Annotated in this window: 24 protein-coding genes; 11 read left to right on the plus strand and 13 right to left on the minus strand. The window is 56.7% G+C overall.

What is annotated here, in order from left to right; all coding sequences use genetic code 11:
* Positions 1-148: 148 nt before the first annotated feature.
* Both chiP and chiQ read left to right on the plus strand, forming a co-directional pair.
* Positions 149-1546, plus strand: a complete 1398-nt coding sequence (gene chiP, locus GXP72_RS06280; RefSeq protein ID WP_032649540.1) for a chitoporin — start codon at positions 149-151, stop codon at positions 1544-1546.
* 47 nt (positions 1547-1593) lie between these two features.
* Positions 1594-1923, plus strand: a complete 330-nt coding sequence (gene chiQ / locus GXP72_RS06285) for a ChiQ/YbfN family lipoprotein (RefSeq protein WP_024908817.1) — start codon at positions 1594-1596, stop codon at positions 1921-1923.
* Between the two features lie 96 nt (positions 1924-2019).
* Here the strand turns inward: chiQ and fur are convergent, their stop codons facing one another.
* From fur to ybfF, 4 genes are all read right to left on the minus strand, one after another.
* Positions 2020-2466 (minus strand): ferric iron uptake transcriptional regulator, encoded by a 447-nt coding sequence (fur, locus tag GXP72_RS06290; protein WP_023310771.1) that lies wholly within the window; start codon positions 2464-2466, stop codon positions 2020-2022.
* Positions 2467-2756: 290 nt separating this feature from the next.
* Positions 2757-3287 carry a flavodoxin FldA gene (gene fldA / locus GXP72_RS06295; protein ID WP_008501067.1) on the minus strand — a complete coding sequence of 177 codons (531 nt, stop codon included), beginning with the start codon at positions 3285-3287 and terminating at the stop codon, positions 2757-2759.
* A 155-nt stretch (positions 3288-3442) separates the two neighbouring features.
* Entirely contained in the window at positions 3443-3730 is a 288-nt protein-coding gene (gene ybfE, locus GXP72_RS06300; RefSeq protein WP_024908816.1) for a LexA regulated protein, read from the minus strand.
* A gap of 128 nt (positions 3731-3858) precedes the next feature.
* A complete protein-coding gene (gene ybfF / locus GXP72_RS06305) occupies positions 3859-4632 on the minus strand; it encodes an esterase (RefSeq protein ID WP_208763623.1) in 774 nt (257 codons plus the stop codon).
* A 183-nt stretch (positions 4633-4815) separates the two neighbouring features.
* Between ybfF and seqA the strand changes: the two genes are divergently transcribed.
* Complete coding sequence (gene seqA, locus GXP72_RS06310) at positions 4816-5364, plus strand: replication initiation negative regulator SeqA (protein ID WP_008501070.1); 549 nt, start codon at positions 4816-4818, stop codon at positions 5362-5364.
* Positions 5365-5388: 24 nt separating this feature from the next.
* Entirely contained in the window at positions 5389-7029 is a 1641-nt protein-coding gene (pgm, locus tag GXP72_RS06315) for a phosphoglucomutase (alpha-D-glucose-1,6-bisphosphate-dependent) (RefSeq protein WP_032649535.1), read from the plus strand.
* A gap of 104 nt (positions 7030-7133) precedes the next feature.
* On the opposite strand, the gene potE is transcribed toward pgm, so the two are convergent.
* The 9 genes from potE to kdpF form a co-directional block, all read right to left on the minus strand.
* Positions 7134-8447: a putrescine-ornithine antiporter gene (potE, locus tag GXP72_RS06320; RefSeq protein WP_032649532.1), complete on the minus strand. Its 1314-nt coding sequence runs from the start codon at positions 8445-8447 to the stop codon at positions 7134-7136.
* Positions 8444-10642, minus strand: a complete 2199-nt coding sequence (gene speF / locus GXP72_RS06325) for an ornithine decarboxylase SpeF (RefSeq protein WP_032649529.1) — start codon at positions 10640-10642, stop codon at positions 8444-8446. The genes potE and speF overlap by 4 nt, the downstream gene beginning before the upstream one ends.
* Positions 10643-10896: 254 nt before the next feature.
* Positions 10897-11001: a leader peptide SpeFL gene (gene speFL, locus GXP72_RS06330; RefSeq protein ID WP_003858645.1), complete on the minus strand. Its 105-nt coding sequence runs from the start codon at positions 10999-11001 to the stop codon at positions 10897-10899.
* Positions 11002-11279: 278 nt separating this feature from the next.
* On the minus strand, positions 11280-11957 hold the full coding sequence (gene kdpE / locus GXP72_RS06335; RefSeq protein WP_024908812.1) for a two-component system response regulator KdpE: 678 nt from the start codon (positions 11955-11957) through the stop codon (positions 11280-11282).
* Positions 11954-14641: a two-component system sensor histidine kinase KdpD gene (kdpD, locus tag GXP72_RS06340; RefSeq protein ID WP_032649527.1), complete on the minus strand. Its 2688-nt coding sequence runs from the start codon at positions 14639-14641 to the stop codon at positions 11954-11956. Before kdpD ends, kdpE begins: the two co-directional genes overlap by 4 nt.
* On the minus strand, positions 14642-15217 hold the full coding sequence (gene kdpC, locus GXP72_RS06345; protein ID WP_208763624.1) for a potassium-transporting ATPase subunit KdpC: 576 nt from the start codon (positions 15215-15217) through the stop codon (positions 14642-14644). It abuts the gene before it with no gap.
* Positions 15218-15229: 12 nt separating this feature from the next.
* Positions 15230-17278: a potassium-transporting ATPase subunit KdpB gene (gene kdpB, locus GXP72_RS06350; RefSeq protein ID WP_024908809.1), complete on the minus strand. Its 2049-nt coding sequence runs from the start codon at positions 17276-17278 to the stop codon at positions 15230-15232.
* Positions 17279-17296: 18 nt separating this feature from the next.
* Positions 17297-18976 carry a potassium-transporting ATPase subunit KdpA gene (gene kdpA / locus GXP72_RS06355; RefSeq protein WP_208763625.1) on the minus strand — a complete coding sequence of 560 codons (1680 nt, stop codon included), beginning with the start codon at positions 18974-18976 and terminating at the stop codon, positions 17297-17299.
* Positions 18976-19065 (minus strand): K(+)-transporting ATPase subunit F, encoded by a 90-nt coding sequence (kdpF, locus tag GXP72_RS06360; RefSeq protein ID WP_014069365.1) that lies wholly within the window; start codon positions 19063-19065, stop codon positions 18976-18978. The genes kdpA and kdpF overlap by 1 nt, the downstream gene beginning before the upstream one ends.
* 309 nt (positions 19066-19374) lie before the next feature.
* Between kdpF and GXP72_RS06365 the strand changes: the two genes are divergently transcribed.
* From GXP72_RS06365 to nei, 7 genes are all read left to right on the plus strand, one after another.
* Positions 19375-19581 carry a YbfA family protein gene (locus GXP72_RS06365; RefSeq protein WP_013097552.1) on the plus strand — a complete coding sequence of 69 codons (207 nt, stop codon included), beginning with the start codon at positions 19375-19377 and terminating at the stop codon, positions 19579-19581.
* Positions 19582-19928: 347 nt separating this feature from the next.
* Positions 19929-21341, plus strand: a complete 1413-nt coding sequence (gene phrB, locus GXP72_RS06370) for a deoxyribodipyrimidine photo-lyase (RefSeq protein ID WP_208763626.1) — start codon at positions 19929-19931, stop codon at positions 21339-21341.
* A gap of 10 nt (positions 21342-21351) precedes the next feature.
* Entirely contained in the window at positions 21352-22095 is a 744-nt protein-coding gene (locus GXP72_RS06375; RefSeq protein WP_024908806.1) for a type 2 GTP cyclohydrolase I, read from the plus strand.
* A gap of 14 nt (positions 22096-22109) precedes the next feature.
* Complete coding sequence (pxpB, locus tag GXP72_RS06380) at positions 22110-22766, plus strand: 5-oxoprolinase subunit PxpB (RefSeq protein ID WP_032649521.1); 657 nt, start codon at positions 22110-22112, stop codon at positions 22764-22766.
* Positions 22760-23692: a 5-oxoprolinase subunit PxpC gene (gene pxpC, locus GXP72_RS06385; RefSeq protein WP_024908804.1), complete on the plus strand. Its 933-nt coding sequence runs from the start codon at positions 22760-22762 to the stop codon at positions 23690-23692. The genes pxpB and pxpC overlap by 7 nt, the downstream gene beginning before the upstream one ends.
* A complete protein-coding gene (gene pxpA / locus GXP72_RS06390) occupies positions 23679-24419 on the plus strand; it encodes a 5-oxoprolinase subunit PxpA (protein WP_208763627.1) in 741 nt (246 codons plus the stop codon). Before pxpC ends, pxpA begins: the two co-directional genes overlap by 14 nt.
* An 18-nt stretch (positions 24420-24437) precedes the next feature.
* Positions 24438-25229 carry an endonuclease VIII gene (nei, locus tag GXP72_RS06395; protein ID WP_090417770.1) on the plus strand — a complete coding sequence of 264 codons (792 nt, stop codon included), beginning with the start codon at positions 24438-24440 and terminating at the stop codon, positions 25227-25229.
* The last annotated feature ends 89 nt before the right edge of the window (positions 25230-25318 follow it).

A 25318-nucleotide genomic window follows, 5' to 3' on the forward strand; every position in this document is an offset into this window, starting at 1 on the left:
GTCCGCTAAAAAGCATTGATAATTCGCGTCGCGAAAAATAACCTAAAGACGGTAGTTAATTCGAGGGTATTTAAAACTACCCCTGACCATTTGGTCTTTTTTATTTACGCCGTTTCAGGCGTTTTAATTCGTCAAAGAGGAATAATCTATGCGTACGTTCAGTGGCAAACGTAGTGCGCTGGCGCTGGCTATTGCCGGTGTGACAGCAATGTCGGGACTTGTGATTGCGCCAGAGGCAAAAGCAGCGGGTTTCATCGAAGATTCTACCCTCACGGGCGGTATTTATTACTGGCAGCGTGAGCGTGACCGTAAAGACGTCACTGAAGATAAATACAAAACCAACCTTTCTCACTCCACCTGGAACGCCAATCTGGACTTCCAGTCAGGCTATGCCGCGGATATGTTCGGTCTGGATATTGCAGCGTTCACCGCGATTGAAATGGCGGAAAACGGCGACAGCGGCCACCCGAACGAAATCGCCTTCTCCTCCAGCAACAAAGCCTATGATGAAGACTGGTCCGGGGATAAGAGCGGTATAAGCCTTTACAAAGCCGCGGCGAAATTTAAATACGGTCCGGTATGGGCGCGCGGTGGTTATATTCAGCCAACTGGCCAGACCCTGTTAGCACCGCACTGGAGCTTTATGCCGGGTACCTATCAGGGTGCGGAAGCGGGGGCTAACTTTGACTACGGTGATGCGGGTGCGTTGAGCTTCTCCTATATGTGGACCAACGAGTACAAAGCGCCTTGGCACATCGAGATGGACAAGTTCTACCAGAACGATAAAAAAACCAAAGTCGATTACCTGCACTCGCTGGGCGCGAAATACGACTTCAAAAACGATCTGGTGCTTGAAGCGGCATTTGGTCAGGCACAAGGCTATATCGATCAGTACTTTGCCAAGGCCAGCTATAAGTTTGATGTCGCGGGTAGCCCGCTGAGTACCAGCTACCAGTTCTACGGTACGCGCGATAAAGTCAGTAACGGTGGGGTCAATGACATTTATGACGGCACCGCGTGGCTGCAGGCACTCACCTTCGGCTACAAGGTTGGCCAGGTTGATTTGCGTCTGGAAGGCACATGGGTGAAGGCGGAAGGGCAGCAGGGCTACTTCCTGCAGCGTATGACTCCGACCTACGCCTCCTCCAACGGCCGTCTTGATATCTGGTGGGATAACCGCTCAGACTTCAACGCCGACGGCGAGAAAGCGGTCTTCTTCGGTGCAATGTACGATCTGAAAAACTGGAACCTGCCTGGCTGGGCGGTGGGCGCTTCTTACGCTTACGCCTGGGACGCAAAACCTGCCGATATGGCAACACCGGACGCATACTACGATCCCAACTATCGCCTGAAAGAGTCTTCCTACAGCCTGGATGCAATCTATACCCTGCAGGATGGCCGCGCGAAAGGCACGATGTTCAAACTGCACTTCACCCAGTATGACAACCACTCCGATATCCCGAGCTATGCGGGCGGTTACGGCAACATCTTCCAGGATGAACGTGACGTGAAATTCATGGTTATCGCCCCATTCACCATCTTCTGATAAACGCACTGGCGGGCTGAGTCCCGCCGGTATGGAGACTGTATATGATGAAAAAAATCGTAGTCGTCGCGTTGCTGGCATCAGGGCTGGTGGCGTGTGCTCAGACTCAGGCACCAAAAGAGGACTCCCGTCTGAAGGAGGCGTATAGCGCCTGCATTAATACTGCGGAAGGTTCGCCGGAGAAAATTGAAGCCTGTCAGAGCGTGCTAAACGTGCTGAAGAAAGAGAAAGCGCATGAGCAGTTCGCGACGCAGGAAAATGTCCGCGTAATGGATTACCAGGCCTGTATCCAGGCGCGTAAAACCGGTAACGATCAGGAAGTGGCGAAGCGTTGCGACCAGATTTGGAAAGAAATTCGAAGCAATAACAGTAAGTAACTCGCTGTTATCATGCCCGGTGGCGCTGCGCCACCGGGCATTTTTTTAGGCAAAAAAAAGCCAACCTTACGGCTGGCTCAGAGTATGAACACTTGTTTATTTCGCGTCGTGCGCGTGGTCGTCTTCGCGGCAATCGCCTTCAGCACAATGACCGTAAAGGTACAGGCTGTGGTTGGTCAGGCGGATGCCATGACGCGCGGCGATTTCACGCTGGCGTGATTCGATGGAATCATCGCTGAATTCAATGACCTTGCCGCAATCGAGGCAGATCAGGTGATCGTGGTGCTGCTGCTGGGTCAGTTCGAAAACAGATTTACCGCCTTCGAAATTATGACGGGTAACAATGCCCGCGTCATCAAACTGGTTCAGCACGCGATAGACGGTAGCCAGCCCAATCTCTTCACCCATGTCGATAAGACGTTTATAAAGGTCTTCCGCACTGACATGGTGATTGTCTGGACCCTGAAGCACTTCAAGGATTTTTAACCGAGGAAGCGTAACTTTCAGGCCAGCCTTCTTTAATGCGGTATTGTTGTCAGTCATGCGGAATCTGTCCTGTTGCTAAACGATTCACTTCTGTAGGAAGTGACAGAAAATGCACCTGGGATAATGCGTCTCATTATAGAACTGCCATGGCTAAATGAAAACTGCAAGTCTCAGGCAAAATATGCTTATAAAAATGGGGTATCACCAACAAACTTGCTCAATGGAAAACCACATTTTATCAGGGAGACATTGTACAGGTCTGGGCGAAAAAGTTAAAAGATTGTAGCGATTAATTTAATCGGTTTGACCTGGGGCATGGGCGCAACCGCGGTTGCGCCGCGAAAAAATCAGGCGTTCAGAATATCGTCCAGGTGCAGTTCTTCACGGATCTGCTTCACCCACTTCTCAACACGCTCGGCGGTCAGTTCTGGCTGACGGTCTTCGTCGATGGCCAGACCCACGAAGTGATCGTCATCGGCCAGGCCTTTAGACGCTTCGAAGTGGTAACCGGCGGTCGGCCAGTGGCCTACAATAACCGCGCCATTCGGCTCAATGATGTCGCGGATGGTGCCCAGCGCGTCACAGAAGTATTCGGCGTAGTCTTCCTGATCGCCACAGCCAAACAGGGCGACCAGCTTACCGTTGAAGTCGACTTCTTCCAGCGTCGGGAAGAAATCATCCCAGTCGCACTGGGCTTCACCGTAGTACCAGGTTGGGATACCCAGCAGCAGGATGTCATAGCCTTCCAGATCTTCTTTGCTGCTCTTGGCGATGTCATGCACATCAGCAACGTCTTTACCGAGCTGTTTTTGAATGTTTTTTGCGATATTTTCAGTATTGCCGGTATCACTGCCAAAGAAAATGCCGATGATTGCCATGAGTAAAATAACCTCTTGAAACTTAATAGTATGGTGGCGCAATTCGGCCACGGATAAGGGCAATAATAGCAGAACTGGCAACCCTGCGGAAACAGCTATCGCGCAGGACTGCACTCTGTGCTACATGAAAAGGGCGATAAAGGGGATTTTCAGACTTATGCCTGGCCGCGTAACGTCTCAAGCTGCGCGATCAACATCTCTTCAATGAGTTCGCTGCGGCTGATATTTCGCGCGTCGGCCAGCTCGTTCAGCGCATCGACGGCGTCGGCGTTAAGCTTCAGTTCGACACGCTTAAGCCCACGATTTTTATCGCGTTTAAGCTGGTTGCGTTTATTGATACGCAGCTGTTCATCGCGCGAAAGCGGATTCGTCTTGGGTCGTCCCGGGCGACGCTCATTCGCGAACAGATCTAGTGTCGTACGGTCCGTTTGTTCTTTGGCCATGATTCTGAGACTTCGGGGGAAACACGCCGCCCTGCTAATGCCCGGGCGATAAGCGCGCCATCATACATCACCAAAAACGGCACGCCAACGACTGGACGCCTGCAGCCTTCCAGTCGCTTTCTTTTTAATCAATTTGCAGTATCAGCAAGATAGCGGCGAATGGCGCGCAGCACGGCGTCAGGTTTTTCCGCATGCACCCAGTGCCCGGCACCGGCAATAACGTGGGCGCGAGCCTGCGGGAATTGGGCCAGCAGCGTGTCGCGGTATGCGTCGGTTACGTAAGGCGAGTTTCCGCCGCGAATAAAGAGGGTAGGGTGCGGCCAGGCGGGGACGGTTTTCCAGCCCACGATGTTGTTGTACTGGTCCCAGAGCACCGGCACGTTAAAACGCCATTGCCCGTCAACAAACGACTTCAGCAGGAACTGCACGACGCCTTCTTCATCAAGATGCTCACGCATGACGGCAGCCGCCTGTTGGCGTGTCGCGACACCCGCTTCTGTGACCGCATTAATGGCGGCAAAAATCTCGTCGTGACGACGGACGTCATAATCCACGGGCGCGACGTCAATTACCACCAGGCCGTTAATACGGTCCGGGGCCAGTGCCGTCAGGGCCATCACCGCTTTACCACCCATTGAATGCCCGATCAGCGTTACCTTCTGCAGGCTATGTGCGTCCAGCGTATCCAGCAGATCCTGCGCCATCGCTGCGTAGGTCATCTCGTCGGAACGCCCGGAAAGACCGTGATTGCGCATATCGACCTGTAAAATATCGTGGTCGGTAACCAGATCGCGTGCCAGCACGCCCAGGTTATCCAGGCTGCCAAAAAGCCCGTGAACCAGTACGATGGGAGAATTATTGTTCGGCGATTGTGCAGTTTGCGCTCGGGTATTCAATTTCATGGCAAAGTTCTTTTTTTACGTATGTCAGGTTAGGGTATCATGTTGACCATTCTGCCGCCCGGCTGCAAGGTTCCAGTTTAATCTGACTTTTGCCGCCAACCTGGTTTGACGCTATCCGCTGTTGGGATTTGACCTTATAATCCCAATGACTTGTATTCAGATAAGATATCGCACTGGATTAAGATGAAAACAATCGAAGTTGATGACGAACTCTATCAGTATATTGCCAGCCAGACGCGGCATATCGGGGAGAGCGCGTCCGACATTTTACGGCGCATGCTTAAAATTTCCGCCGCTTCACAGCCTGCTACCCCAGTCACCAAAGATGTCGTGTCTCAGCCAAGCGTTGTTGCACAAGCAAAACCTGCCGTGACGCCGGCAAAAGATAAAGTGCGCGCGATGCGCGAGCTGCTGCTCTCCGATGAATACGCGGAGCAGAAAAAGGCGGTTAACCGCTTTATGCTGGTGCTGTCTACACTTTATTCACTGGATAACAAAGCGTTTGCTGAAGCGACCGAGTCGCTGCACGGTCGTACTCGCGTCTATTTCGCGGGCGACGAGCAGACGCTGCTGCAAAATGGCAATCAAACCAAACCCAAACATGTTCCTGGCACCCCATACTGGGTGATAACCAATACCAATACGGGCCGCAAGTGCAGCATGATTGAACACATCATGCAGTCCATGCAGTTCCCGGCGGAATTGATTGAAAAGGTTTGCGGTACAATTTAACCCTTGCATCAGAAGGACCCGGTAATGGCAAATCACAGCCGTGCAGGCCAACCTGCACAACAAAGCGATTTGATTAACGTCGCTCAGCTGACCGCGCAGTATTACGTGCTGAAGCCGGTCGTGGGCAACGCAGAACACGCAGTGAAGTTTGGTACATCTGGTCACCGCGGCAGCGCGGCGCGCCACAGCTTTAACGAACCGCACATTCTGGCCATTGCTCAGGCCATTGCGGAAGAGCGCGCTAAAAACGGCGTTACCGGTCCGTGCTACGTGGGGAAAGATACCCATGCCCTGTCTGAACCGGCGTTCATCTCTGTTGTGGAAGTGCTGGCTGCAAACGGCGTCGATGTCATTGTTCAGGAGAACAATGGCTTCACCCCAACGCCTGCGGTCTCTAACGCCATCCTGGTACACAACAAAAAAGGTGGCGCGCTGGCTGACGGTATCGTTATCACGCCATCCCACAACCCGCCGGAAGACGGTGGCATCAAATACAACCCGCCTAACGGTGGCCCGGCGGACACCAACGTCACCAAAGTGGTCGAAGATCGTGCGAACGCCTTGCTGGCTGACGGCCTGAAAGGCGTGAAGCGCATTTCTCTGGATGCGGCCATGGCGTCCGGCCACGTAAAAGAGCAGGATCTGGTTCAGCCGTTCGTGGAAGGGCTGGCGGATATCGTCGATATGGCGGCCATTCAGAAAGCCGGCCTGAAGCTGGGCGTGGATCCGTTGGGCGGCTCTGGTATCGAATACTGGAAGCGTATCGCCGAGCATTACAAGCTGGATCTGACCATCGTGAACGATCACGTCGATCAGACCTTCCGTTTTATGCACCTGGATAAAGACGGCGCGATCCGTATGGACTGCTCTTCCGAGTGCGCAATGGCGGGCCTGCTGGCGCTGCGTGATAAATTCGATCTGGCGTTTGCTAACGACCCGGATTATGACCGTCACGGTATCGTCACCCCTGCCGGGCTGATGAACCCGAACCACTATCTGGCGGTTGCGATTAACTACCTGTTCCAGCACCGTCCGCAGTGGGGCAAAGAGGTGGCCGTCGGTAAAACGCTGGTTTCCTCGGCGATGATCGACCGGGTGGTCGAGGCGCTGGGCCGCAAGCTGGTGGAAGTGCCGGTGGGCTTCAAATGGTTCGTTGACGGTTTGCACGACGGCAGCTTTGGTTTCGGTGGTGAAGAGAGCGCGGGGGCCTCTTTCCTGCGTTTCGACGGCACGCCATGGTCAACCGATAAAGACGGCATCATCATGTGCCTGCTGGCGGCGGAAATCACCGCGGTCACCGGTAAAAACCCGCAGGAACATTACAATGATCTGGCGGCACGCTTTGGTGCACCAAGCTATAACCGTATTCAGGCCAGCGCGACGTCAGCTCAGAAAGCGGCCCTGTCCAAACTCTCTCCGGAGATGGTCAGCGCAAGCACCCTGGCAGGTGACCCGATCACCGCGCGTCTGACGGCGGCACCGGGCAACGGCGCCTCCATTGGTGGGCTGAAAGTGATGACCGAAAACGGCTGGTTCGCCGCGCGTCCATCCGGTACGGAAGATGCGTATAAAATCTATTGCGAAAGCTTCCTCGGCGCTGAGCACCGTCAGCAGATTGAGAAAGAAGCGGTAGAGATTGTCAGCGAAGTGCTGAAAAACGCGTAAGTGCGGTTTGTGTGCGGGCTGATGCCCTCACCCCGGCCCTCTCCCACAGGGAGAGGGAGAAAACAATAAAAACGGCAACCCTTGGGTTGCCGTTTTGCTTTTACCTAACTGTGCTTATTCTTCAATTCAAACCGTGGTGACACCAGACCGTACAGCGTCCAGCCCATAAAGGTCACCATCGCGCCATACAGCATCGCTTCCTCACCGGATGAGTAGAGCGCATAGAAGCTGTAGATTGCTCCAATCAGCGCCACGATATTCGCCGCCCGCGCCTTGCGTGGATCCACCTTCGCGACTTTCTGAATAATCACCAGCGCCGCCATCGACAGAATATACGGAATGATATTTGTCACGACCGCCAGGTTGACCAGCACGTTGAACTGGCTGTTCAGCGACGGGCTAATGGTCATCAGCGACAATCCGCTCTGGAAGATAACAATCGCCAGCATGCCCTGCACCGGCGCATCCGCTTTGGTCACGCGGGAGAAGATTTTTGGGAAGTAACCTTCATCAGCCGAAGATTTAAACACCTGTGCGATGGTGAACTGCCACCCAAGGAGTGAACCGCAGCAGGACATCACCATCAGACCCATGATCACTTTCCCGACTTCCGGCGTGAACATCTGCGCGAAGGCCAGCCCGAACGGCGCCGTGGAGTTAGCCAGATCCATATTCGGTACGATGCCCGCAATGACGTTAGTCGAGACGATATAGATCACCGCCGCGCCCAGCGTTCCGCCAAGGACCGCAATCGGCACGTTCTTTTCAGGATTCTCCACCACTTCCGCGTTCGCGCAGGCGGATTCCAGCCCCAGAAAAGCCCAGAGCGTCATGGCGATAGAAGAGCCCACAGCGGTAAAGAACGGCACATGGTGCGGGTTCCAGGAGTTGGCGTACAGCGTCGGGCTGAACCAGAACCAGCCGATGATGCACAGGCCGACAACCGGGATAATCACGCCCCAGACGGTGATGCTGGAGAGCTGTCCGGTAATACGCGCACCGCCAAAGTTAGCCACGGTGCAGATCCACAGAACCCCGATGGTCGCCAGCCCAATTTGTACCGGGCTGAGCGTCGCGCCGAACAGCTCCGTACCGTAACCCACCGCGGAGATGGCAATCGCCACGTTGGCGATCAGCAGCGACACACCGTAGGTGTAGTTGGCCATAAAGTTGCCCGACTTGCCAAAAGCGTATTCGGCATAGCCCCCCATCCCACCTGACTTACGGCTGAACATCCCGCACTTGGCGAACGCCCACGCCAGCGCCATTGAACCGACTGCCGTCACCAGCCAGGAGATGATAGAGATGGTACCCACCTCTGCAAGCTTGGTGGGCAGCATGATAATCCCGGAGCCCATCATGTTCACCATGGTGAGGATGGTCAGCTGCACCACGCCCATCTTATTGGACTTACTCATAATTTCTCTCCTTTCAGCAGCGCGGGCTGAGCGGCGGGTTGTTTGATGACATTGCAGCGAACCTGTTTGCGGCCCTCACACTCCTCGACGTACACGCCCTGCAGCTCCGGCGCGAAGCCCGGCAGAAGGTTGATGCCTTCTTCCAGGGCGGCAAAGTAGCGCAGCACGGAACCGCCCCAGACTTCCCCTGGGACAACACACAGCACCCCCGGCGGATAAGGAAGTGCGCCTTCGGCGGCGATGCGGCCTTCCGCGTCGCGCAGGGAGACCAGCTCAACTTCACCGCGCAGATAGGCGTAGTTCGCGTCCTGCGGGTTCATCATCACGCGTGGGAAGTGAGACTTGCGGAACATCTCTTTCTGCAGTTGTTTCACGTTGTGACGGGCGTACAGGTCATGCATCTCCTGGCAGATCTGGCGCAGGGTGTAATCCGCGTAACGTTCCGGATGCTGTTTGTAGAGAGAAGGCAGGACCTCTTTCAGCGGAACATCGCTCTCGAGCAGTTTTTCGAAGCGCACCAGCTGCGCCACCAGCTGCTGCAGTTTGCCCATATCTTCCGCAGGCGTGAGCAGGAACAGGATCGAGTTGAGATCGCATTTTTCCGGCACGATGCCGTTTTCACGCAGGAAGTTGGCGAGGATAGTGGCGGGCACGCCGAAGTCGTCATACTCCCCGGTGCGGGCGTTAATGCCCGGCGTGGTCAGCAGGAGCTTGCACGGGTCGATAAAATACTGGTGCTCTGCGTAGCCTTCAAAAGCGTGCCAGTTTTCACCCGGAACGAAGTGGAAGAAGCGCAGATCGGTTGCAATCTCCGCCGTGTCCCAGCTTTCCCACGGACGGCCATCCACCGTCTCCGGCACGAAGGGACGCAGATACTGGCAGTTCTCCAGGATCAGCTTGCGCGCTTCGATACCGTTCACCACGCAGTCCATCCACATGTTGCGGCCGCTCTGGCCTTCATGCATACGGGCGTTAATGTCCAGCGCAGCGAACAGCGGATAAAACGGGCTGGTGGAGGCATGCATCATAAAGGCATTATTCAGCCGCTTATGCGGGACATAGCGCTGTTGCCCTTTGATATGGCTGTCTTTCTTATGGATTTGCGAGGTCTGCGAGAAGCCGGCCTGCTGTTTATGCACGGACTGGGTAACCAAAATCCCCGGATCGTTTTCGTTCAGCTCCAGCAGCAGCGGCGAGCAGTCGGCCATCATCGGAATAAACTGCTCGTAACCCACCCAGGCTGAGTCAAACAGGATGTAATCACACAGGTGCCCAATCTTATCCACCACCTGACGGGCGTTATAGATGGTGCCATCGTAGGTACCCAGTTGGATCACCGCCAGACGGAACGGACGCGCATCGCGTGCACGGCCCGGCGCCACCTCTGCTACCAGCTCGCGCAGATAGCTTTCTTCAAAGCAGTGGGCGTCAATGCCACCAATGAAGCCGTACGGGTTACGCGCGGTTTCGAGATAGACCGGCGTTGCGCCAGCCTGGAGGAGGGCACCGTGATGGTTAGATTTGTGGTTGTTACGGTCGAACAGCACCAGGTCGCCCGGGGTGAGCAGGGCGTTAAGCACCACTTTGTTGGATGACGAGGTGCCGTTCAGCACGAAGTAGGTCTTATCGGCATTAAAGACTTTTGCTGCATGTTGCTGCGCAATGCACGGCGCGCCCTCGTGAATCAGCAGATCGCCCATTGCGACGTCGGCGTTACACAGATCGGAGCGGAAAAGCGTCTCGCCAAAGAAATCAACGAACTGATTACCGGCTGGATGGCGGCGGAAGAACTGGCCGCCCTGATGCCCCGGGCAGTCAAACGCACTGTTGCCCTGCTTCACGTAGTCGACCAGTGCGCGGAAAAACGGCGGGCGCAGTTGGGTTTCGTACTTCAGGGCCGCTGCTTCCAGCTGGCGTCCATAAAAGTCGTTGCTGGTGTCTGAATACTCAAATACGCCATGAATGCGCGATAAATAGTCTGCCGGAATGATCTCTTCTTTATGCGTCGCGACAAAAACAGGAATGCCAAAACCGGTGGCTTCTATTTCGTCCAGGATACCGCTGGCAATATCCGTGACCGCCAGAACAATGGCGGCAACATCAATATAATCAGAAGCGCGGACATCCACCAGTTCACGCTGGGTGGTAAAGCAATCCGGACAGGCACGGCTGGCTGCGATTTTTAAACTTTTCATCTTTCTCTCTTTATTTTAGGTAATAAACGTCCCTCGATTTCTTGCAAGAAAGAAATCGATAATTTTCCGGAAAAAAAGCAAAGGGTGGCCGCTGATTTAAATCAGTGAATTGCTTTTTTGATGATTGAAATTCAGTCCGCCCGGTGCGGATGAGTCTGAATCAAGATGAATGAGCGCACGGGTTCACAGGCAAAAGCCTGTAAAATAAGATGTTTCAGGATGACCTGTAAGCGAGTGCGCCAGAAGTCGAAGGACTACCGGGCATTAAAGAGATGAAAGTCAAAGCAGTTTCGGTGGGCAAACATCATGATATGTGTTGTCCGCCTTATATGGGGCATTAAGCGATTGTTGTTTTCCATGATTCATTTTCCTTTCAGTAATTGAAAGCATGGTCATTTTATCCAGGAAAAGGCGATTAACCGTGAGGTAGATCACCGATAATCGATCAAATCAGAAATAAATATTCGTTTTAGATGAATATCGCAGATCAAAATTCTGATTTGTTGATGGTGCGTTAATAGGTTGTGTTATCAATGTTTTAAATGAGCAAAAATAACCCGTAAAAATAACGTATGGGTTATTTGTGAAATATTTTCTGAGGGATTTAGTTTTATTTATAAATAAAATGAATAGTTATTCAAAGCATAAACCGATAACCGATACCGGTTTCAGTTAATAGATGGCGAGGGCGAGCGGGGTCGACTTCGAGTTTCTGACGAAGATGTCCCATATATATGCGTAAATAATGACTATGTTCCACAGCGTTGGGTCCCCACACCTGACTTAACAGTTGGCGTTGGGTGAGTACCTTACCGTGGTTGTTGAGCAGTACGGCGAGCAGGCGAAATTCTATCGGCGTGAGGTGAATCTCCTCATCGCCGCGCACAATGCGCCGCGCGGCCAGGTCAACCCGGATATCCCCAAACGTGTAGGTTGGGTCAGCAGGCGTGGTTGCGCTGTGGCGACGCAGCGCCACGCGAAGGCGGGCCTGTAATTCGCCGATCCCAAAAGGTTTAATCAGATAGTCATCCGCCCCGGCATCCAGCGCCGCGATTTTATCCGTCTCTTCAGTACGGGCGGATAGCACGAGGATCGGCATCTGGCTCCACTGACGGACTTCCCGGATAAAATCGATGCCGTCACCGTCCGGTAGGCCAAGATCGAGGATCACCAGGTCCGGCTTGCGGGTAGCGGCTTCAATTAAACCCCGCTGAAGCGTACCCGCATCATGAACGCGCAGACCGTCTCCTTCCAGCGCAGCGCGCAGAAAACGGCTAATGGCGATCTCATCTTCAACAATCAGAACGTTGATCACAAATCCTCTGGTAATTCATTAAGTTCTGGCGGGGTTTCCAGAGGAAGTGTAACACAAAACCGCGCGCCGCCTTCCGGACGATTCTCTGCGGAAATGGTCCCGCCATGGACGTCAATGATCGCCTGGCAAATCGCCAGCCCCAGCCCGACGCCTGGAATGGCCGACTCCTTATTGCCGCGTGCGAATTTTTCGAAAATAGCCAGCTCCTGCCCGGCTGGGATGCCGGGGCCGGTATCCCAGACGTCAAGACGAAGCGTACCATCGTCCACCGTCGCATCCACCCCAATCCGGGCGCTGGAGCCCGCATATTTGCCGGCGTTCTCCAGCAGGTTGATCAGCACCCGCTCAAACAGCGGACCGTCGACGTGAATTAACGTCAGAGGCTCGGGCATGTTCAGCGCGATATGTCGCCCGCCCAGGCCGGGTTCGAGCATTTTCAGGGCGCTGCCCACCACCTCTTCCAGCGTGAGCCACTCTTTTTTGAGGTTAAAACCGCCTGACTGGATACGCGCCATATCGAGCAGGTTATTCACCAGGCGCGTGGTATTCAGCACATGCTGGCGGATCTCGCTGGCCTGAAGGGCGTGTTTAGAGCCTTCCGCCGCCAGGTCCAGCGTCAGGATTTCTGACTGACCAAACAGGACGGTGAGCGGGGTACGCAGATCGTGCGAGAGCGCCGCCAGCAGCGAGTTACGAATGCTTTCCCGCTCGCTCGCCAGACGGGCCTGTTCCTCGCTGGCGGTGAGAGCCAGTCGTTCCAGCGCGCTGGCAACCAGCAGCGTAAACGTCTCCAGTAAACGCTGCTGTTCGGGGATCATCAGCTGGCGCAGGTTGGAAGGCTCTACGATGACCAGCCCCTGATTTTTATCGGCACTGCGCAGCGGCAGAATTTGATAGGGCACGCCGGGGAGGGTGTCGGTGCCTGCGCCTGCCGGTAAGCCTTTGTCAAAGCTCCAGCGCGCGATGGCTTCGTCCCAGGGCGTCATGCCGGTGGCCGAGGTCAGCGGGCGCAGCTTACCGTGTTCGTCCGGGAGTAAAATCAGGTTGCTGGCATGAAACGTCGAGCGAATAAACTGCTCGCTGGTCTGCACGATATCCAGCGGCGTACGACCCACCGCCAGCGATTTCGACATCTCATAGAGATGGCGCGTACGCTGTTCGCGGTAGCGGGCGATGCGTGCCTGGTAGCGTACGCCCGCCGTCAGATTCCCGATCACCAGCCCGACGGTGAGCATCACGGCGAAGGTAAGGATGTACTGCACGTCCGAGACGGCGAGCGTCCCGCGGGGAGCAATAAAGAACAGATCGAAGCTGATGACGTTGACAACCGTCGCCAGTACCGACGGCCAGCGCCCGTAAAAGAGCGCCACCACCACCACACCAAGAAGGTAGATCATCACCAGGTTGGCGGCATCAAACGCAATCAGCCACTGGCTGGCAATGACGGTAATCAGGGCGCAGAGCACGACGGCGACAAGACAGCCGCGAAGCTGAATGCGCCATTTATCGCTGAAGGTGCGGCTGTCCGGCGCGCGATTCGGTAAGGGGGTAGGTTTGTCATCCAGCGCCACGATCACCAGATCCAGATCCGGCGCACGACGAGCCAGCTTGTCGGCAAAGGATTCGCGGCTAAACCAGCGGCGATGCTGGCGACGGCCAATGACGATTTTCCCCAGGTTGTGCTCGCGCGCGTAGCGCAGAATGGCTTTATCTTCCTGCGGATCGGAAAGCGTCGCGGTTTCGGCACCCAGCTCCTGTGCCAGGCGCAGCGAACTCAGGATCGCGCGACGCTGGTTTTCGGGCAGCGCGTGCAGCTGCGGCGTTTCGACATATACCGCATGCCAGACGCTGCCAAATTTGGCAGCGAGGCGCGCGGCGGTGCGGACAAGCTTTTCATTACCGCTGCCGTGGCCCACGCACAGCAGGATGGCATCCCGCGTGTGCCAGACGCGTTCCTGGCCCTGCAGGTCGCGCCAGGCGCGCATCTGATCGTCCACCCGGTCGGCGGTTCGGCGCAGGGCCAGCTCGCGCAGGGCTATCAGGTTGCCTTTACGGAAGAAATGTTCGATGGCGCGCTCGGCCTGGCCGGCGATATACACTTTGCCTTCATGGAGGCGCTGGCGCAAATCATCGGGGGGCAGGTCGACCAGCACCACCTCGTCCGCGGAATCAAAGAAGGGGTCGGGCACCGTCTCGCGCACCTGAATGCCGGTCACGCCGCTGACCACGTCGTTCAGGCTTTCAAGATGCTGAACGTTAACCGTGGTGAACACATCGATACCGGCTTCAAGTAGCTCTTCAACATCCTGCCAGCGTTTTGGGTGGCGTGAGCCTGGCGCATTGCTGTGCGCCAGTTCGTCCATCAGGATAAGGGCGGGACGGCGGGCGAGGGCGGCATCGAGATCGAATTCGGTGACTAACCGACCGCGATGGCTGATGCGGCGGGGCGGCTGGGTAGCCAGCCCCTTCAGCAGCGATGCCGTCTCTTTACGTCCGTGGGTTTCAACCACGCCGATCAAAATATCGAGCCCCTGCGCCCGAAGCCGCTGGGCTTCCGTCAGCATGGCGAAGGTTTTCCCGACGCCCGCGCAGGCGCCGAAGAAAATTTTCAGTTTGCCACGATGGGCTTCAGCCGTCTGTTCAAGCAGCCTGTCCGGATCCGGGCGCATGGGCTCGTCGGTCATTTAGTTTTTCCTTAGCGCGTCCAGCGCCAGATTCAGCTCAACAATATTTACCACGGGCATGCCGATGAAGCTGACCAGCGGCTTTTGCGTGTGCTCTGCAACCAGCTGGCTCACCTGTTCGACGGTTAGCTGGCGGGCGGCGGCGACGCGCGGGATCTGCCATGCCACGGCTGCCGGCGTCAGGCTGTAGTCCAGCCCGCTGGCCGAGGCGGTCACCAGCTCCACGGGTACTTCCCGGCTGGCCTGTGGATTCGCGGCGCGAAGGGTTGCCACGCGCTCAGCGACGGCTTTGTCCAGCTCCGGGTTGCTGCCCGCCAGGTTGCTGCCGCCGGATGCCATCGGATTATACGGGCTTTCGGCAGTGGCGGAAGGGCGTCCCTGGAAGTAGCGGGCATCCGTAAAGTTCTGACCAATCAGGCGAGAACCGCGGTTTTCACCGTTTTGCAGTATCAGCGAGCCGTTAGCCTGATCCTTAAACCACCACTGGCCCAGCGCGGTGGTCACCAGCGGGTACAGCCCGCCGGTAATGAGAGACAGCAGAATAAACAGAAGTATAGCGGGGCGTAACATGGTCATTTGATTCACCTTTTAAACCAGGCCGAACAGCGTCAACAGCAGGTCGATAACCTTGATACCGACGAAGGGCACCACCAGCCCGCCCAGGCCGTAAATCCACAGGTTACGGCGCAGCATGGCGGCCGCCGTGAGCGGCTTGTAGCTCACGCCCTTCAGCGCCAGCGGGATCAGGAAGACAATAATCAGGGCGTTAAAGATGACTGCGCTCAGAATGGCCGAGGCCGGAGAGTGCAGGTGCATCACGTTCAGGGCGTTTAACTGCGGATAGGTCGCGGCAAACGCGGCCGGAATGATGGCGAAATACTTCGCCACGTCGTTGGCGATGCTGAACGTGGTCAGCGACCCGCGCGTCATCAGCATCTGCTTGCCGATGTGTACCACTTCGATCAGCTTGGTCGGGTTAGAGTCGAGGTCGACCATATTGCCCGCCTCTTTTGCCGCCTGGGTACCGGAGTTCATTGCCACCGCCACGTCGGCCTGCGCCAGGGCAGGGGCATCGTTGGTACCGTCACCCGTCATCGCCACCAGACGGCCTTCCGCCTGATACTGACGAATCAGTGCCAGCTTGGCTTCCGGTGTGGCTTCGGAAAGGAAATCATCCACGCCCGCTTCGGCGGCAATCGCCGCGGCGGTAAGACGGTTATCCCCGGTGATCATTACCGTTTTGATCCCCATCTTACGCAGCTGGGCAAAGCGCTCCTTGATGCCGCCTTTGACGATATCCTTCAGCGCAATTACCCCCAGCACATGGGCCCCTTCGGCCACCACCAGCGGCGTCGCCCCCTGACGGGCCACGCTTTCGACCAGGCTGTCCACTTCCGGCGGGAAGTGACCGTTGTTAGCCTCGATGTGGCGGCGGATGGCGTCAACCGAGCCTTTACGGATCATGCGATCCTGAATGTTAATGCCGCTCATGCGGGTTTGTGCCGTGAAGGGCACGAACGTGGCGTGCAGGCTCTGAACGTCGCGCTGGCGCAGGTTAAAGCGTTGCTTGGCGAGGATCACGATACTGCGGCCTTCCGGGGTTTCATCGGCAAGCGAAGAGAGCTGTGCGGCATCTGCCAGCGTTTTTTCATCCACGCCCGGGGCGGGTAAGAAATCTGACGCCTGACGGTTACCGAGGGTGATGGTCCCGGTTTTATCCAGCAGCAAGACGTCCACGTCACCGGCGGCTTCCACCGCACGCCCGCTGGTGGCGATAACGTTGGCACCGAGCATACGGCTCATGCCGGCCACGCCGATGGCCGACAGCAGGCCGCCAATGGTGGTTGGGATCAGACAAACCAGCAGCGCCACCAGTACCGTGACGGTGACCGCGGTACCGCCATAGGCAGAGAATGGCCACAGCGTCGCGGTTGCCAGCAGGAAGACAATGGTCAGGGCCACCAGCAGGATGGTCAGGGCAATTTCGTTTGGCGTTTTACGGCGCTGGGCGCCTTCCACCATGGCGATCATCCGGTCGAGGAAGGTTTCACCCGGGTTAACGCTGCACTGTATCACCAGCCAGTCGGAAAGAATGCGCGTCCCGCCCGTCACGGAGGCGAAATCGCCGCCGGACTCACGGATCACCGGCGCGGATTCGCCGGTGATGGCGCTTTCATCCACCGATGCTCCCCCTTCAATGACTTCGCCGTCGCAAGGGATGATGTCACCGGCTTCCACCAGCACCACATCGCCTTTACGCAGTTCATCCGCCGGAACGTGGTCCATCTGCGCGCCGTATTTCGGTTCACGTAGCTTGCGCGCGAAGGCGGTTTTTTTCACCCCTTTCAGGCTGTTGGCCTGGGCTTTACTCCGGCCTTCCGCCAGCGCTTCCGCAAAATTGGCGAACAGCACGGTAAACCACAGCCACAGGCTGATGGCGCCGGTAAACATCGCATTCCCCGGCATGTGGCCCGTTCCCATGGCAATCGCCAGGCCGGTGGTCAGGACGCTTCCCGCCCAGACAATAAACATCACCGGGTTGTGCCACTGCACGCGCGGGCTCAGCTTTTTCACCGCATCCATGAGCGCCTGACGAACTAATGACGGTTCGAACAGGGCCAGTTGTTTACGACTCATGACAATTTCTCCGCAAAATCAGCGTAAAGAGAGGTATTCCGCGACCGGGCCTAACGCGAGGGCGGGGATAAAGGTCAGGGCGCCGACCAGTAACACGGTGCCCGTCAGCAGGCCGATAAACAGCGCGCCGTGGGTCGGTAACGTCCCGGTGGTGGTCGGTTGGATTTTTTTGTTCACCAGCGATCCGGCAATCGCCATAACCGGCACAATGATCCCGAAGCGACCCACGAACATGCAGAACGCCAGCAGGCAGTTCCAGAACGGTGAGTTGGCGCTTAAGCCTGCAAAGGCGCTGCCGTTGTTGTTGGCGGCAGAGGAGACGGCATACAGCACTTCACTGAAACCGTGAATGCCAGGGTTAAAGATGCCGCTGCGTCCGGCCTCGGTCATCAGCGCCAGCGCGGTGCCGAGCAGCACAAGCGCCGGGGTGACCAGAATCGCCAGCGCGGTTAATTTCATCTCGCGAACGTCGATTTTTTTACCCAGATATTCCGGGGTGCGGCCAATCATCAGACCGGCAATAAACACCGCCAGCAGCACGAACAGCAGCATGCCGTAAAGACCAGAGCCTACGCCGCCAAACACCACCTCGCCAATCTGCATCAGCCACATCGGGATCATGCCACCCAGCGCCGTAAAGGAATCGTGCATGGCGTTGACGGCCCCGCACGAGGCAGCCGTGGTGACCACCGCATACAGGCTGCTGGCAAGAATGCCAAAGCGGCTCTCTTTACCTTCCATATTGATTGCGCTGTCGGCACCCAGTGTCAGGAAGTGCGAATTACCCTGCCATTCGGCCCACATCACCAGCGCAACACAGACCACGAAGATAAGCGACATGGTCCAGAGCAGGGTGCGCCCCTGACGGCGATCGTTGACTACGTCGCCAAAGGCAAAGCAGAGCGCGGCGGGGATCAGGAAAATCGCCAGCATCTGCACAAAATTGGTCAGAGCGGTAGGGTTTTCAAACGGATGCGAGGAGTTGGCGTTAAAGAAGCCCCCGCCGTTCGTCCCGAGCATTTTGATGGCTTCCTGCGACGCCACCGGCCCCATCGGCAGGAGCTGTTTTGCGCCTTCCAGCGAGGTATAAGGTGTGTAAGGCATCAGGTTTTGCAGGGTGCCCTGCTGAATAAAGAACAGCGCGATCAGCAGCGCAATCGGCAGCAGGATCCACAGCGTAATGCGCGTCAGATCCACCCACGCGTTACCCAGCGTGCTCACTTTCTGCCGCGCAAACGCACGCGTCAGCGCGAAGATCACCGCAATACCGCTCGCGGCAGAGAGGAAGTTCTGCACGGTTAACCCGACCATCTGGCTGAAGTAGCTGAGCGTGGTTTCACCGGAATAGGACTGCCAGTTGGTGTTGGTGACAAAACTGACTGCCGTGTTAAGCGCAAGATGCCAGGACAGGCCCGGTAATTGTTGCGGATTCAGCGGCAGAATGCCCTGCAACATCAGCATGGCAAAAAGCGCAATGAGCCCAACGATATTCAGCAGCAGAATGGCGATCAGATAGTCACGCCAGTTCATCTCCCGATCGTCTATTCCCAGTACGCGCCAGATCCCTTTTTCAACGCTTCCCGTGCCGGGCAGGGGAACGTTATTGATTAGCCGTGCCAGCCCCGAGCCCAGCGGCCTTGCCAGGACGAACAACACCACTAAGAAACTGGCAATAAGCAAAAACGCCTGAGCAGCCATCAGAATGCCTCCGCATTAATCAGGGCATAAACCAGATAACCCAATAACAGGAACACCAGCACGATGCCGGCAATAAGACCTGCACTCACAATCCACCTCCGGGTGACTTTTGTTGTTGTGCTAACGGTAGGATTTATGGCGCAAAGATTTCGCAAAAATGAGAAGGGCGGGTGTAAAAAAAGTATAAAAATGGCAAAGCCCACAATTTAACTATTGATAAGTAAATCGTTAACTTTTTTGTAACTTAATTACGGTGTGAGTGTAAATTTTTGCTAAACGGACGAAAATAAGTGGTCGGATGAGTAGTAAAATTACAAACAAAGCGATATTATTTTAGCCAGGTCACAGATTTTGAATTTTCCGGATGACGTTTCCGGCCAACTATAGGGGAGAAAAATATGGATCTTTATAAAGAGTATCCGGCTCATATCGTGTTCATGCGCCGCGCTTTCGCCGTAGTGGCTGGCGTGCTGGCTCTGCCGGTGATGCTGTTCTGGAAAGATCGTGCACGTTTTTATAGCTATCTGCACCGCGTCTGGGCGAAAACCAGCGAGAAGCCGGTATGGATGGATCAGGCCGAGAAAGCGACCTGCGACTTCTACTAAGACTACACACAGCAATAAAAAAACCGCCAACAGCAATGTGGCGGTTTTTTTGTCCCTCGGGATTCGCGGTCCGTTGGGTGGTCTTCCAGCCCCTACCCGGGATTTTTATCATCCCCTCCTCTAAGCAGATGGCAATCCCTCGAAGCCTTTATAAAATCCTAATAAGTGATGAGCCGATCGGGTTTGTTGCTTTAACCACGATCTCGCAGGACAAGTAGCGTTAAGGCCGCCTCGGGCGGCCTTTTTTATTTCATCCCGTCTACACTTCATGGCAAAGTAGTTCAATGCATGCTTTTTCCTTTTACGGCATGCCCTTACGGACATAATGGATATTTGCCTGGAGTTTTATGCCCACCCATCTGGTTTGGTTTCGCGCGGATCTGCGCGTACATGACAATATCGCCCTCGCGGCAGCCTGCCGCGCCAAAGACGCTAACGTACTGGCTCTGTTTGTGGCTACGCCCGGGCAGTGGCGGCAGCATGATATGGCGCCACGCCAGGCGGCCTTGCTGCGGGCGTATCTGACCGAACTGCAGCATTCGCTTGCCGGAAAAGGCATACCGCTTCTCTATAAAGAGGTGAGTGATTTTGCCGCACAGCTGCGGACGGTGCAGGAGACCTGTAAGCAGCACAACGTTACGCATCTTTTTTACAACTATCAGTACGAATTCAACGAGCAGCAGCGCGACCGTCAGCTGGAGAAGGAGCTGCAGGATGTGGTCTGTGAAGGATTTGATGACAGCGTGATGCTGGCGCCGGGCAGCGTGATGACCGGCAACCGTGAGATGTATAAAGTTTTCACACCTTTTAAAAATGCCTTTATCAAACGTCTGAAAGAGGCGTTGCCGGAGTGCGTTGCTGCGCCTGCCGCGAGGGGCGAAGCCATAAAGGACCTGCCTGAACTGACGTTCGATTATCCTCAGCAGCCGTTTGATAAAGCGCTGTTCCCCGCCGATGAAAAAGCGGCCATCGCTCAGCTCCGCCAGTTCTGCAAACAGGACGCGGCCAACTACGACGCGCGGCGAGATTTTCCGGCCATCGAGGGCACCAGCCGCCTGTCGGCCTGTCTGGCGCTGGGCGCGATCTCTCCTCGCCAGTGTTTACACCGTCTTCTGGCCGAGCAGCCGCAGGCGCTGGAGGGCGGCGCTGGGTCCGTCTGGCTGAATGAACTGATCTGGCGTGAGTTCTACCGCCATCTGATGACGTATCATCCCGATCTCTGTAAGCATCGTCCGTTCATTCCCTGGACCGACAACGTAAAATGGCAGCACGACGAGGCACTTTTACAGGCCTGGCAAAAAGGGCTGACGGGCTATCCGATAGTCGATGCCGCGATGCGTCAGCTCAATGAGACGGGGTGGATGCACAACCGCCTGCGAATGATTACCGCCAGCTTTCTGGTGAAGGATCTGCTTATCGACTGGCGTATCGGAGAGCGCTATTTTATCTCTCAGCTGATCGATGGCGATCTTGCCGCGAATAACGGCGGCTGGCAGTGGGCAGCCTCAACGGGCACCGATGCGGCTCCCTATTTCCGGATTTTTAATCCAACCACTCAGGGACAAAAATTTGATGAGGACGGCGAGTTTATCCGCCGCTGGGTCCCTGAACTTAAAGAGATACCGGCTAAAGCGATCCACGAACCGTGGGCATGGGCGGATAAACAGCGTGTAAAACTGAATTATCCCCGTCCGATTGTCGATCATAAACAGGCGCGTGTCGCCACGCTGGCTGCGTACGAAGCGGCCCGCAAAGCATAAGAGAGTGATGATGAAAAACAGCGAACTGGAACGCCTGATTAACGAAAAACTGAATAGTGCCTCCTTCAGCGATTACGGCCCGAACGGGCTCCAGGTCGAAGGACGTGAAACGGTGCAAAAAATTATCACCGGCGTCACGGCAAGCCAGGCGCTGCTGGACGAGGCGGTCCGTCAGAACGCTGATGCGGTGATTGTCCATCACGGTTACTTCTGGAAAAACGAATCGCCGATTATTCGCGGCATGAAGCGCAACCGCCTGAAAACGCTGCTGGCAAATGACATTAACCTGTACGGTTACCACCTGCCGCTGGATGCGCACCCGGAGCTCGGCAACAACGTCCAGCTGGCGCAGCTACTGGGCATTACCGTGATGGGGGAGATTGAGCCGCTGGTGCCGTGGGGCGAACTGGCGATGCCGGTTCCGGGGCTGGAGCTGGCCTCGTGGATTGAAGCGCGCCTGGGGCGTCGTCCGCTATGGAGCGGTGATACCGGCCCGGATACGGTCAAGCGTGTGGCCTGGTGTACCGGTGGCGGGCAGGGCTTTATCGACAGCGCCGCGCGTTTTGGTGTCGATGCTTTTATCACCGGCGAGGTGTCCGAGCAGACGATTCATTCGGCGCGTGAGCAGGGGCTGCATTTTTACGCGGCAGGCCATCATGCCACCGAGCGCGGCGGCATTCGCGCCCTCAGCGAGTGGCTGACGGAAAACACCGATCTGGATGTGACTTTTATTGATATCCCTAACCCGGCCTGATGAGAGGTGCCTGAGTGCAGCGAGCGCGTTGTTATCTTCTGGGAGAAACGGCAGTGGTTCTGGAGCTCGAGCCGCCGGTGACCCTTGCCACGCAAAAACGTATCTGGCGGCTAACCCAGCGTCTGGTCGATCTGCCGGAAGTGGTTGAAGCCATTCCGGGGATGAATAACATCACCGTGGTGCTGCGTAGCCCGCATACGCTGGCGCTGGATGCCATCGAACGTTTGCAGCGCTGGTGGGAAGAGAGTGAGGCGCTGGAGCCGGAATCGCGTGCCATCGAGATCCCGGTCGTGTATGGCGGCACGGGGGGACCGGATCTCGACGTGGTGGCAGACCACTGTGGTTTAACAGCAAAGCAGGTTGTTGAGCTGCACAGCTCGGTTGACTACGTGGTCTGGTTCCTGGGGTTTCAGCCCGGATTCCCGTATCTGGGGGGATTAGCCCCTCAGCTGCATACGCCACGTCGTGCCGAACCGCGCCTGAGCGTACCGGCGGGGACGGTGGCTATCGGCGGCGAGCAGACCGGCGTTTATCCGCTGACATCGCCCGGCGGCTGGCAGCTTATTGGGCATACCGCCACACCGTTATTTGACCCGGGGCTGGAGACGCCAATACTCCTGCGTCCCGGCGATACCCTTCGCTTTATCCCGCAGAAGGAGGGGGTATGTTAACGCTTATTCGCGCCGGGCTTTATACCTCCGTACAGGATGCGGGCCGCTTTGGTATGCGCCAGTCTGGCGTGAGCTATTGTGGCGCGCTGGACAGGCCTGCGCTGGAGATTGCTAACGTGCTGGTGGGCAACCCCGGCAATACGGCCGCGCTCGAAATTACGCTCGGCCAGTGCGTCATTGAGTTTAGTCAGGAGACCTGGTTTGCCTTAACTGGCGCAGGGTGTGACGCGACGCTGGATGGTAAAGCGGTGTGGACCGGCTGGCGGCTGCGGGCGAAAGCCGGACAGCGTCTAACCTTAAAGCGTCCTTTGCACGGTGTACGTAGCTATCTCGCGGTGGCGGGCGGCATCGACGTGCCGGAGGTGCTGGGCTCATCCAGCACCGATCAGAAAGCCGGGATCGGCGGTCATGAAGGACGTTTGCTGCGCGACGGCGACCGGCTGGCAATCAAGCCCTCGGCACGCCATTTCTCGACCGCGCAGGGCGTAAAACAGCTGCTGTGGGGAAACCAGATCCGCGCCTTACCGGGGCCGGAATATCATGAGTTTGACGAGGCTTCCAAAGAGTCCTTCTGGCGCTCGCCGTGGAAGCTCAGTCCGCAGAGTAACCGCATGGGCTACCGTCTTCAGGGGCAACCGCTGACCCGCACGACGGACCGGGAACTGCTCTCCCACGGTTTATTGCCGGGGGTCATTCAGGTTCCAGGCAACGGGCAACCGATCGTGTTAATGAACGACGCGCAGACGACCGGCGGTTACCCGCGAATTGCCTGCATCATTGAAGCCGATCGCTACCATCTGGCGCAAATTCCCCTCGGACAGCCGATTCACTTCGTGCAGTGTTCACTGGAAGAGGCGCTGAAGGCGCGGCAGGATCAGCAGCGTTATCTCGAACAGCTGGCGTGGAGGCTTGATGGTAAAGATTGATTTGAATGCCGATCTGGGCGAGGGCAGCAGCGCCGATGCGGTGCTGATGACGCTGGTCACCTCGGTCAACATCGCCTGTGGCTTTCATGCGGGCGATGCGCAAACCATGCTGGAGAGCGTGCGTAATGCCATCAAAAACGGTGTCGCGATTGGCGCTCATCCGAGCTTCCCTGACCGGGAAAACTTTGGCCGCACGGCGATGGATCTGCCGCCGGAGACGGTCTACGCTCAGGTGCTCTACCAGATCGGCGCGCTGGAGGCGATGGTACGCGCTGAGAACGGTGTCATGCGCCACGTGAAGCCGCACGGCATGCTCTATAACCAGGCGGCGAAAGATCCGGCGCTGGCGGAGGCGATTGCCCGCGCGGTGCGGGACTGTAATCCGCAGCTGATTCTGGTAGGCCTTGCGGGTAGCGAGCTTATTCGTGCCGGACAGCGGCTGGGCCTGACCACCCGTCAGGAAGTGTTTGCCGACCGGGGATACCTGCCGGACGGCAGCCTGGTTCCACGTACACAGGCCGGGGCGCTGATTACCGACGAAGCTAAAGCGCTGGCGCAGACGCTGGAGATGGTGCGCGCCGGGCGGGTGACCGCCGTGGATGGCACACAGGCAAACGTTCAGGCTGATACGGTATGTTTACACGGCGACGGCGAGCATGCGCTCCAGTTCGCGCGCCGCTTGCGGGCGGCGTTCTCTGAAGAGGGCATTCTGGTCAGCGCAGAATAATCATGAAAGGACAATAACATGCCAGAAGGTCCGGAGATCCGCCGCGCGGCGGATAGCCTGGAGGCGGCGATAAAGGGCAAACCGTTGACGCATGTCTGGTTTGCTTTTCCTCAGCTAAAACCGTTTGAATCACAGCTGGTGGGGCAGACGGTGACCCATATTGAAACGCGCGGCAAAGCGTTGCTCACGCATTTTTCCCATAACCTGACGTTATATAGCCATAATCAGCTTTACGGCGTCTGGCGCGTGGTGGAGGCGGACGAGCAGCCGCAAACCACCCGCGTGCTGCGCGTCAGGCTGCAAACGGCGGATAAGGCGATCCTGCTCTATAGCGCGTCGGATATCGAAATGTTAACGCCGGAGCAGCTGCTGACGCACCCGTTTCTGCAGCGTGTCGGGCCGGACGTGCTGGACAAGCGCCTGACGGCGAGCGATGTGAAGGCCCGGCTGCTATCGCCCACATTCCGTAACCGGCAGTTTTCCGGCCTGTTCCTCGACCAGGCCTTTCTGGCCGGGCTGGGCAACTACCTGCGGGTAGAGATCCTCTGGGAAGTCGGGCTGGCGCCGCAGCACAAAGCGTCTCAGCTGAATGATGAACAGCTGGACGCGTTATCCCACGCGCTGCTGGATATTCCGCGGCTGTCGTACAACACGCGCGGCGTGGTGGATGAGAACAAGCATCACGGGGCGCTGTTCCGGTTCAAGGTGTTTCATCGGGAGGGGAAAATGTGCGAGCGATGCGGCGGGATTATCGACAAGATTATGCTCTCTTCGAGACCCTTTTACTGGTGCCCGCACTGCCAGAAATAAAAGCAAAACGGCAACGAAAGTTGCCGTTTTTAATGTTTTCTCCCTCTCCCTGTGGGAGAGGGCCGGGGTGAGGGCATCAGGCCGCACCC

It is taken from the genome of Enterobacter sp. SES19 (assembly GCF_011765665.1).
GTDB classification, from domain to species: domain Bacteria; phylum Pseudomonadota; class Gammaproteobacteria; order Enterobacterales; family Enterobacteriaceae; genus Enterobacter; species Enterobacter pseudoroggenkampii.

Excerpts from the sequence above, each read along its gene's own strand:
- speF (WP_032649529.1), bottom strand. The coding sequence starts at position 10,642 with ATGAAAAGTTTAAAAATCGCAGCCAGCCGTGCCTGTCCGGATTGCTTT.
- potE (WP_032649532.1), bottom strand. The coding sequence starts at position 8,447 with ATGAGTAAGTCCAATAAGATGGGCGTGGTGCAGCTGACCATCCTCACC.
- kdpA (WP_208763625.1), bottom strand. The coding sequence starts at position 18,976 with ATGGCTGCTCAGGCGTTTTTGCTTATTGCCAGTTTCTTAGTGGTGTTG.
- GXP72_RS06365 (WP_013097552.1), top strand. The coding sequence starts at position 19,375 with ATGGATCTTTATAAAGAGTATCCGGCTCATATCGTGTTCATGCGCCGC.
- chiQ (WP_024908817.1), top strand. The coding sequence starts at position 1,594 with ATGAAAAAAATCGTAGTCGTCGCGTTGCTGGCATCAGGGCTGGTGGCG.
- nei (WP_090417770.1), top strand. The coding sequence starts at position 24,438 with ATGCCAGAAGGTCCGGAGATCCGCCGCGCGGCGGATAGCCTGGAGGCG.
- kdpB (WP_024908809.1), bottom strand. The coding sequence starts at position 17,278 with ATGAGTCGTAAACAACTGGCCCTGTTCGAACCGTCATTAGTTCGTCAG.
- fldA (WP_008501067.1), bottom strand. The coding sequence starts at position 3,287 with ATGGCAATCATCGGCATTTTCTTTGGCAGTGATACCGGCAATACTGAA.
- phrB (WP_208763626.1), top strand. The coding sequence starts at position 19,929 with ATGCCCACCCATCTGGTTTGGTTTCGCGCGGATCTGCGCGTACATGAC.
- GXP72_RS06375 (WP_024908806.1), top strand. The coding sequence starts at position 21,352 with ATGAAAAACAGCGAACTGGAACGCCTGATTAACGAAAAACTGAATAGT.
- speFL (WP_003858645.1), bottom strand. The coding sequence starts at position 11,001 with ATGGAAAACAACAATCGCTTAATGCCCCATATAAGGCGGACAACACAT.
- pgm (WP_032649535.1), top strand. The coding sequence starts at position 5,389 with ATGGCAAATCACAGCCGTGCAGGCCAACCTGCACAACAAAGCGATTTG.
- seqA (WP_008501070.1), top strand. The coding sequence starts at position 4,816 with ATGAAAACAATCGAAGTTGATGACGAACTCTATCAGTATATTGCCAGC.
- fur (WP_023310771.1), bottom strand. The coding sequence starts at position 2,466 with ATGACTGACAACAATACCGCATTAAAGAAGGCTGGCCTGAAAGTTACG.
- pxpC (WP_024908804.1), top strand. The coding sequence starts at position 22,760 with ATGTTAACGCTTATTCGCGCCGGGCTTTATACCTCCGTACAGGATGCG.
- chiP (WP_032649540.1), top strand. The coding sequence starts at position 149 with ATGCGTACGTTCAGTGGCAAACGTAGTGCGCTGGCGCTGGCTATTGCC.
- ybfE (WP_024908816.1), bottom strand. The coding sequence starts at position 3,730 with ATGGCCAAAGAACAAACGGACCGTACGACACTAGATCTGTTCGCGAAT.
- kdpD (WP_032649527.1), bottom strand. The coding sequence starts at position 14,641 with ATGACCGACGAGCCCATGCGCCCGGATCCGGACAGGCTGCTTGAACAG.
- pxpA (WP_208763627.1), top strand. The coding sequence starts at position 23,679 with ATGGTAAAGATTGATTTGAATGCCGATCTGGGCGAGGGCAGCAGCGCC.
- kdpC (WP_208763624.1), bottom strand. The coding sequence starts at position 15,217 with ATGACCATGTTACGCCCCGCTATACTTCTGTTTATTCTGCTGTCTCTC.
- ybfF (WP_208763623.1), bottom strand. The coding sequence starts at position 4,632 with ATGAAATTGAATACCCGAGCGCAAACTGCACAATCGCCGAACAATAAT.